Annotated in this window: 2 protein-coding genes and 1 pseudogene; all 3 read right to left on the bottom strand. The window is 65.4% G+C overall.

From position 1 onward, the window contains the following. Positions 1–54: 54 nt before the first annotated feature. The gene (locus ABZS66_RS61470) at positions 55–768 is read right to left on the bottom strand and encodes an alpha/beta hydrolase (protein WP_354774218.1); all 714 of its coding nucleotides are present in this window, start codon (positions 766–768) and stop codon (positions 55–57) included. 360 nt (positions 769–1,128) lie between these two features. Continuing rightward, complete coding sequence (locus ABZS66_RS61465) at positions 1,129–1,440, bottom strand: hypothetical protein (protein WP_354774216.1); 312 nt, start codon at positions 1,438–1,440, stop codon at positions 1,129–1,131. A gap of 488 nt (positions 1,441–1,928) precedes the next feature. Then, positions 1,929–2,047: pseudogene (locus ABZS66_RS61460) on the bottom strand (ATP-binding cassette domain-containing protein); the annotation flags it as partial.

The following is a 2,047-nucleotide window of genomic DNA, read 5'->3' as shown; positions in this document are numbered from 1 at the left end:
GTAGATCACCGTCTACAAAGGACGGAAGTCCCTAGATCATTTTGTTAGGAGTTGTTAGTTGCTTGCCGCGCTGACGGCCTGGACGATCGTCTCGGCCACCGGACCGGGATGCGAGACCAAAAGCGCGTGACTCGCGCCCGCAATCTCCTTTGCGCTCCTAGCACCGGCTCGCTGGGCCATGAAGCGCATTGCCTCGGCCGGGATGTTCCTGTCGGCGCCGCCCCACACGTGCCAGTTCGGAAGCGCGTGCCAGGCCGGCTCGCAGCTCAGACCCGCGGTAAGCGCCACCTCGGCGACCGGACGCTGGGTGGCCGCCATGAGCGCCGCCTCGGCAGGGTCGACATCCGCCGCGAACTGCAGCGGGAACTTCGCAGGGTCGATGGCCAACTCGATGCCACCGACGGACAACGCCTTGGCCTGGACGGCATCACCGAGCGTGCTACCCGGGAACTTGCCGGACAGCTCCAGCGCACTCTCGCCCTGCTCGGGAGCGAAGGCGGCGACGTAGACCAGGGCCAGCACCGCCGGATCACCAGCGGCGGCCTGGGTGATGACCTGGCCACCGTACGAGTGGCCGACCAGCACCACGGGCCGGTTCAACGAGGCGACAACGTCGCGGACATACCCGGCGTCACCGTCAAGGCCGCGCAGCGGGTTGGCCACCGCGATCGCGGTCAGCCCCCGCTCCGTGAGCCGTGAGATGACCCCGTTCCAGCTGGCCGACTCCGCGAACGCGCCGTGCACCAGCACAATGACGGGCTCGGTCATGACTACCTCCAAGTTGACTTTCGATGGGGAACCGTAATCTTTTGATGCGAGAGGAAACGTCGGTCTTCGCTACGACGACAACGACACGACATGGCCACCCTTCGCTGTACGCGAAAGCGCGTCGTCGGTAACGTTCTTGCCGGCCTTCCGATCCAGTTCGCGAGCCCAGACGCCATACTTGCCCGCCGGCGCTCCTCAACCGGGCGGTTCGTTGCCACCACCGGGACGCACACTCTCAGCCGCGGTTCACAGTTCAACGCACCGGCGACGAAAGGCATCGGCGTCATTTGGCGGCGCTCGGCTTCGACGCCGGCGTGCGAGGGATCGGCAAAATGCCAGCCGCCGGGTCGGTCGGACGGTTCAGACCCGCCCAAAGTCAAGCGGAACCTTCGTCACCTCCGTTCCACCTGGAGCGAGGAAGCCGTGCCGGTCTTCGCCCCCGGTGACGAGGGTTCGGGGTGCTGCGCGCGCGGTTCGGTTGGTGGCCTCGTTCAGCCGGCGCCTGTTCCGGCCGGCAAGAATCGCGGTGGCGCTGTGGTCGAGTAGCACCCGGGCGGTCTCCAGGCCGATATCGCTGTTCCCGCCGGTAATGAGGGCGGCATGACCGATCAGGTTGGCTAACCTGATCGGGGGTCTAGCGAGCTTTCGAAGGCGAGAAGCGGCGACGTTCATGGGAAAACTCCTATCAAGGCAGTGTCGATTGTGCTGAGACTGCAGCGCGACCGATCGCGGCGTCCCCGCGCGTCAGACCTCTTTCGTCGAGAGTGTGTTCGACTGCGACTACTGACCGGTTAGTTAGAATCTAACCATCACATCGATCCGCTTGTCAACTAATCGTTTAGTTGAGCTATTCGAGACGGTGCATGCCCTGGCGCCCTGCTCACCTTGGGCTGATGAACGGGGCCGGAACTCAGCTGTCGAGGTAGCCGACTCTGCTCGAGACGAGATCAGAGACGCGCAGGCCACCTGGCGACGGCCGCTGGCCGTGGTCGAGCTCGCTGCGAGTCGGGATCGCCGGAGCGGGGTCGACCCTAGGACGAGCTCGTTCGGGGACCCGCCGCTGGCGGCTGGACAATGATGGCAGTCATACATCACCGTGCGTCACCACAGCGATGAACGCCAGGGTTCCCGTCGCGGCATGTACGTGTACAACCCAGGTCGCCCGAGCTGGATTCGTCGAAGACCACTATGCGGCGGCGGGAGATACGGGCGGCCGCGATGACTAGGCGTTGCTGCTGGCCGCCGGACAGGGACAGCGGGTGCCGGTCGGCGAAGCGGG

The sequence above is a fragment of the Dactylosporangium sp. NPDC005572 genome (assembly GCF_040605515.1).
Lineage (GTDB): Bacteria > Actinomycetota > Actinomycetes > Mycobacteriales > Micromonosporaceae > Dactylosporangium.
Note: the sequence above shows the minus strand (reverse complement) of the source record. Positions and strands in the feature narration are given on the sequence as shown.